Below are 5,704 nucleotides of genomic sequence, written 5' to 3' on the forward strand. Positions count from 1 at the left end.
GGGACCGTTCCGAAGAAGGTCCCGCCCCACCGCCGTACGAGAAGTGCTCAGCCCTCGTTCACCAGGATCTGGCGCTTGGGCTTCTGCCCCATGCCCGCGGCGCGCATGGCACCACCGATCACACCGCCCGCGGCGATGACGATCATGCCGGCCCAGAAACCGATCGGGCTGTCCAGCACCATGAAGGCGCCGGCGACGCAGAAACCGACGAACGCGATGATCGAACCGACCCAGGCAGCCGGGGTGTGTCCGTGGTCATGGGCCATGACGTGCTCCTTGTTTCGTGCCCCTGGGGGTCCCCCTGCTCGAAGAGCTCGGGGGAGGTTGGTCCCGCGGATGAATCTCGAACGCTTGGCTTCATTGTCGCGCATGGCGGCGCGCGAACTGCGCGCGGCCCCGGAGTTGGTGTCGCGCCGCCGGCTCGCGGTCCCGGTGCCGATGGCGCCGGTGCGTCGCTAGCCGGTCGGGTCCTCGCCGCGGTCGAGGGCCTTCCACAGGTCCTCGGGGCGGTCCGGGTCGACCTTCTGCTTACGGGTACGAGGGCCGGAACCCCGCTCGTACCGGCCGCCCATCGCGGGCCAGCGGGAGCCGAAGCGCAGCGCGAGCAGGCCCGCGAGCAGCAGCAGCGCACCGCCCGCGCAGGCCACGTACGGCCAGACGCTGTGCGAGACGGCGGCGATCTGCGCGGTGGCGTCGCCGGTGGTGCTCGCGGCCTTCTCGTCGAGCGCGGCGGTGTCGGAGGCGCCGAGCAGAGCGGCGGCCACGATGCCGGCGCCGCTCAGGGCGAGCAGCAGCGAGACCAGGGTGCGGCCGCTGCGGCGTACGGCGAACACGGCGACGAGTGCGGCGAGGCCCACTATCGCGAGCGCCGCGGGCACGCCGGTCACATCGCTGCCGGTGGCGGTCTGGTGCAGCGCGCCGCCGACGGTCCGCGCCTCGCCCTCGGCCCACGGCTGACGCGAGGCGAGCAGCGTGACGGTCGCGCCGAGCGCGCCGAGCAGCAGGGCGGCGGCCAGGCTGCGGCGGCCGCCGGAGGTCCTGGCCTCGGCGTCCGGGGAGGTACGTGCCTTCGGTACAGCAGTCACGTGTCCACTATCCCTCACCGGCCGCCGAACCGTTCAGCCGGTTGGCCGTGTGCACCGCGCGCAGCACCGCGGCGGCCTTGTTGCGGCACTCGGTGTCCTCGGCGACGGGGTCCGAATCGGCGACGACACCGGCTCCGGCCTGCACGTATGCCACGTTGTCGCGGATCAGTGCGGTGCGGATGGCGATCGCCGTGTCGGAGTCGCCCGCGAAGTCGAGATAGCCGACGCAGCCGCCGTACAGGCCGCGGCGGGAGGGCTCCAGCTCGTCGATGATCTGCATCGCGCGCGGCTTGGGCGCGCCGGAGAGGGTGCCCGCGGGGAAGCAGGCGGTCAGCACGTCGTACGCGGTACGGCCTTCGGCCACGCGGCCCGTGACCGTCGAGACGATGTGCATGACGTGCGAGTAGCGCTCGATGGACATGAAGTCGACGACCTCGACGGAGCCGGGCTCGCAGACCCGGCCCAGATCGTTGCGGCCGAGGTCGACCAGCATGAGGTGCTCGGCGCGCTCCTTGGCGTCGGCGAGCAGCTCGTCGGCGAGCGCCTGGTCCTCCTGCGGAGTGGCGCCGCGCGGCCGCGTACCGGCGATGGGGTGGACCATCGCGCGGCCGTCCTCGACCTTGACCAGGGCCTCGGGGCTGGAGCCCACGATGTCGAAGTCCTCGAAGCGGAACAGGTACATGTACGGGGAGGGGTTGGTGGCCCGCAGCACCCGGTAGACGTCCAACGCGCTTGCCGTGCAGGCCGTTTCGAAGCGCTGCGAGGGGACGACCTGGAAGGCCTCGCCCGCGCGGATGCGCTCCTTGATGTCCTCGACGGCGTCCTGGTACTGCTCGCCGCCCCACAACGGCGCGTCGAACTCGGGGAGTTCGGACGGCGGAAGTACGGCGGGCGGCTGGGCGACCGCGCGCGACAGGTCGGCCTCCATGGCGTCGAGGCGGGCCACGGCGTCCGCGTAGGACTCGTCGACGCCGGTGTCGAGGTCGTTGTGGTTGATGGCGTTGGCGATCAGGACGACGCTGCCGTCCCAGTGGTCCAGGACCGCGAGATCGCTGGTGAGCATCATGGTCAGTTCGGGCAGCTTCAGGTCGTCGCGCTCGCCGGGGCCGATCTTCTCCAGGCGTCGCACGATGTCGTAGCCGAGGTAGCCGACCATGCCGCCGGAGAGGTGGGGCAGACCCGTCAGGGAAGCGTCCTCGGCCACGTCGTGCGGGGTGTGCAGGGTCTCGACCGTGGCGCGCAGCGCCTGCAGCGGGTCGCCGTCGACCGGGACACCGACCGGCGGGGTGCCCAGCCAGTGCGCCTGACCCGCGCGCTCGGTGAGGGTGGCGGCGCTGCGGACGCCGATGAACGAGTACCGCGACCAGGAGCGGCCGTTCTCTGCGGACTCGAGCAGGAACGTGCCGGGGCGTTCGGCCGCGAGCTTGCGGTAGAGCCCGACCGGGGTGTCGCCGTCCGCGAGAAGGCGGCGGCTGACCGGGATGACACGGCGGTCGGTGGCGAGCTTGCGGAACGTGTCGAGGTCCATGGCGGGGGTGGCCTTCGGTGGGAGCGTCAGGGCTGGGCGAGGGGCAGGACGTCGGCGTCGAAGCAGGTGCGGGCGCCGGTGTGGCAGGCGGCTCCGACCTGGTCGACCTTGACCAGGACCGTATCGGCGTCGCAGTCGAGCGCGACCGACTTCACGTGCTGGAAGTGGCCGGAGGTGTCGCCCTTGACCCAGTACTCCTGGCGACTGCGCGACCAGTAGGTGCAGCGCCCGGTGGTCAGCGTGCGGTGCAGCGCCTCGTCGTCCATCCAGCCCAGCATCAGCACCTCGCCGGTGTCGTACTGCTGGGCGATCGCCGGGACGAGCCCGTCGGGGCCCCGCTTGAGGCGGGCGGCGATCCGGGGATCCAAGGGGCTTGGCGTGCTGGGCGTGCTGGTCATGGGGCCCATTGTGCGGGATGGGGACAGTGCGCCGGGGCGCCGTCCGATGGCCGGACGTGCGGGCCCGCGGCGGGCCCGTGCCATGGCCGTTCGGACCGCCCGGACGTACCCTGGCCACCATGTCGACCCATGCCAAGCGTGAACGGCTGCTCCTCGCCGACCTGTTGGAGGCCGCGGGCCCCGAGGCGCCCACTCTGTGCGAGGGCTGGCAGACCCGGGATCTCGCCGCCCATGTCGTGGTCCGCGAGCGCCGCCCCGACGCGGCGGGCGGCGCGTTCGTCAAACAGCTCGCGGGGCGCCTGGACCGGGTGATGCAGGAGTACACGGACAAGCCGTACGAGGAGCTGATCCAGCTCATCCGCACGGGTCCGCCGCGCTTCTCGCCCTGGGCTCTGAAGCAGTTCGACGAGCTGACGAACACGGTCGAGTTCTATGTGCACGCCGAGGATGTGCGCCGCGCCCAGGAGGACTGGTCGCCGCGCCCGCTCGACCAGGTCTTCTCGGACGTGCTGTGGTCCCGTCTGGAGAAGGGCGCCAAGCTGGCCGGCCGCAAGGCGCCGGTCGGCCTCGTGCTGCGTCGCCCCGACGGTCGTACCGCGGTCGCCCACAAGGGTGTCCCGGTCGTGACGGTCACGGGTGAGCCCGGTGAGCTGACGATGTTCCTGCTCGGCCGGCAGGAGTCGGCGAAGGTCGAGGTCGAGGGCGACAAGGAAGCGATCGAGCGGCTGCAGGGCTCGAAGCAGCTCGGGATCTGAGGCGTACGGGCGTACGGGCGTACGAGGCGTACGAGGCGTACGAGGCGTACGAGGCGGGTCCGCGCAAGTCGCGGACGCCGCCTCGAGCGGTCAGGGAGCGGCCTTGGTGAGGCTGCACACGCCGTCCTCGCACCGGCGCTCCAGCCTGCCCCGCGAGACGGTCTGTACGAGGCCGACCGCCCAGCAGGTGGGACAGCCGCGGAAAGCGATCAGGGCCAAGGGGGCCGCGAGCAGGGCGGCCGGTCCGACGAGCGGCACGAGGGCGATCGCGCCGATGATCAGCCCGAAGCCGAGGGCCCCTCGCGCCAGGTGGCGGGGCACGGACTTGCTGGCGAAGTCCGGCTGCACGGTGTTCATGGTCGTCCTTCTCCTTCCGACGGCGGCTGCTCCAGCGCGTCCCGCAGGGCCGCGCGCGCCCGGTGCAGCCGGGACTTCATCGCCGCGGTGCTCAGACCGAGCGTCTGGGCGACCGCCTTGCCGGGCAGCCCCTGGACGTCCCGCATGATCAGCACCTGCCGCTGGTCACGCGGCAGGGCACCGACCGCCGCCGCGATCCGCTCCGCCTCCAGACGGCCCAGCACCGCGTCCTCGGCGGACGACTCCGGTGCGTGAGGTGCCGCCCGCACCGGCGAGGCGAGCGTCCGCAGCTGCCGGAGGCATTCGTTGCGGACGATCCGGAACATCCACGAGGCGAGCGCGCCCGTGGCCCGCAGGGTGCCGATCTTCCGGTAGAGGATGATCAGCGCCTCCTGCGCGGCGTCCTCCGCGTCCTGCGGCGAGGCGCACAGCGAGCGGGCGAACTTGCGCACGTGCGGCTGCGATTCCATGACGACGGTGGTGAGCGAGGTGAGGTCGCCGTCCTGCGCGGCCCGGATGAGCCGCGCGTCCGGCCAGGTGAAGCGTCGGTTCAACTCCGGCTCCTGTAACGCCGCATGAGATGCCAGCCGCACGCGCCCACGAGCAGGGCTCCGATCACGATGAGGGCAGTGATCATCCTTTACGTCTCCTCCTGGTTCCGCCCGGCCCCTTCGGCCGGTACACGGATGAGAGACGGGGAGGTGCGGAAAGGATTCACGTCCGGGCGAAGTTTTTCCGTCAGGCGTCCGTCTTCGCGCCGTCGGCCCGCGCCACGGCACGGGAGAGCTCCACGCGGGAGCGTACGCCCAGTGTCGCGAAGACATTGCGCAGGTGGTGGTCGACGGTACGCGGGCTGACGGACAGATGCCGGGCCACCTCGCGGTTGGTGGCTCCCTCGGCCACGAGTCGGGCGATCCTCAGCTGCTGCGGCGTCAACCTGCCGAGCCGGCCGGGGAGTTGGGACGCCGAGGCCTCGCCGGTCGCCCGGAGTTCCGCCGCGGCCTGGGCGGCCCACGCCCCGGCTCCGCACCGTTCGAAGGCGATGAGCGCGTCGCGCAGCGTGTCCCTCGCCTTGGCGGGCTGACGCGCGCGGCGCAGCCACTTGCCGTGCAGGAGCGCCGTGCGGGCCTGCTCGAAGTCGCCGTCCGCCGCCTCGTGCCGGGCCAAGGCCTCGGTGTAGAGGTCCGCCGCCTCGGCCGGGTGCGCTTCGGCGGCCAGCAGGGCCCGGCAGCGCAGGAGTTGGGCCGGGGCCTGCGGGTCATGTCCGAACCCCGCCCACACCGCGAACTCCTCCACCGCGGCCCGTGCGCCCTCGGCCCGCCCGGCCAGCACGGACGCTTCGACGAAGCACGGCACCACGAGCATCCGTATCGCGAAGTGGCCACGGCCGCGTCCGGGCGCGATCAGCGGATGCAGCCGGGCCGCCGCCTCCTGCGGCCGGCCCCGGGCCAGGTCCGCGCGGCCGAGCGCCCACTGGGCGAGCGTCGAGGTCTGTACGAGCCCGTGCCGCGCGGCGGGCCCCTCGGCGGCCGCCGCGGGCTCGGCGGCGGTGCGGGCGTCCTGGTGGAGGGGGGCGGCCAG

8 protein-coding genes are annotated in these 5,704 nt (G+C 72.7%); 1 reads left to right on the forward strand and 7 read right to left on the reverse strand.

Going from position 1 to position 5,704, the window contains the following annotated elements; all coding sequences use genetic code 11:
* Positions 1-47: 47 nt before the first annotated feature.
* The 4 genes from JAO81_RS27015 to hisI all read right to left on the reverse strand — a co-directional run bounded on the left by JAO81_RS27015 (position 48) and on the right by hisI (position 3,011).
* The gene (locus JAO81_RS27015; RefSeq protein ID WP_165336752.1) at positions 48-266 is read right to left on the reverse strand and encodes an HGxxPAAW family protein; all 219 of its coding nucleotides are present in this window, start codon (positions 264-266) and stop codon (positions 48-50) included.
* Between the two features lie 189 nt (positions 267-455).
* Positions 456-1,085: a TIGR02234 family membrane protein gene (locus JAO81_RS27020; RefSeq protein WP_199550541.1), complete on the reverse strand. Its 630-nt coding sequence runs from the start codon at positions 1,083-1,085 to the stop codon at positions 456-458.
* A 7-nt stretch (positions 1,086-1,092) separates the two neighbouring features.
* Entirely contained in the window at positions 1,093-2,613 is a 1,521-nt protein-coding gene (locus JAO81_RS27025; protein ID WP_199550542.1) for an anthranilate synthase component I, read from the reverse strand.
* 26 nt (positions 2,614-2,639) lie between these two features.
* On the reverse strand, positions 2,640-3,011 hold the full coding sequence (hisI, locus tag JAO81_RS27030; protein WP_199550543.1) for a phosphoribosyl-AMP cyclohydrolase: 372 nt from the start codon (positions 3,009-3,011) through the stop codon (positions 2,640-2,642).
* Between the two features lie 119 nt (positions 3,012-3,130).
* Between hisI and JAO81_RS27035 the strand changes: the two genes are divergently transcribed.
* On the forward strand, positions 3,131-3,766 hold the full coding sequence (locus JAO81_RS27035) for a TIGR03085 family metal-binding protein (protein ID WP_199550544.1): 636 nt from the start codon (positions 3,131-3,133) through the stop codon (positions 3,764-3,766).
* 90 nt (positions 3,767-3,856) lie between these two features.
* Here JAO81_RS27035 and JAO81_RS27040 read toward each other — a convergent pair whose 3' ends face one another.
* From JAO81_RS27040 to JAO81_RS27050, 3 genes are all read right to left on the reverse strand, one after another.
* Complete coding sequence (locus JAO81_RS27040; protein WP_199550545.1) at positions 3,857-4,123, reverse strand: hypothetical protein; 267 nt, start codon at positions 4,121-4,123, stop codon at positions 3,857-3,859.
* The gene (locus JAO81_RS27045; RefSeq protein ID WP_199550546.1) at positions 4,120-4,677 is read right to left on the reverse strand and encodes an RNA polymerase sigma factor; all 558 of its coding nucleotides are present in this window, start codon (positions 4,675-4,677) and stop codon (positions 4,120-4,122) included. The genes JAO81_RS27040 and JAO81_RS27045 overlap by 4 nt, the downstream gene beginning before the upstream one ends.
* A gap of 184 nt (positions 4,678-4,861) precedes the next feature.
* On the reverse strand, positions 4,862-5,704 hold an 843-nt coding region (locus tag JAO81_RS27050), incomplete at its 5' end, for a helix-turn-helix transcriptional regulator (protein ID WP_199550547.1).

The organism is Streptomyces sp. N35, assembly GCF_016464295.1.
Lineage (GTDB): Bacteria > Actinomycetota > Actinomycetes > Streptomycetales > Streptomycetaceae > Streptomyces.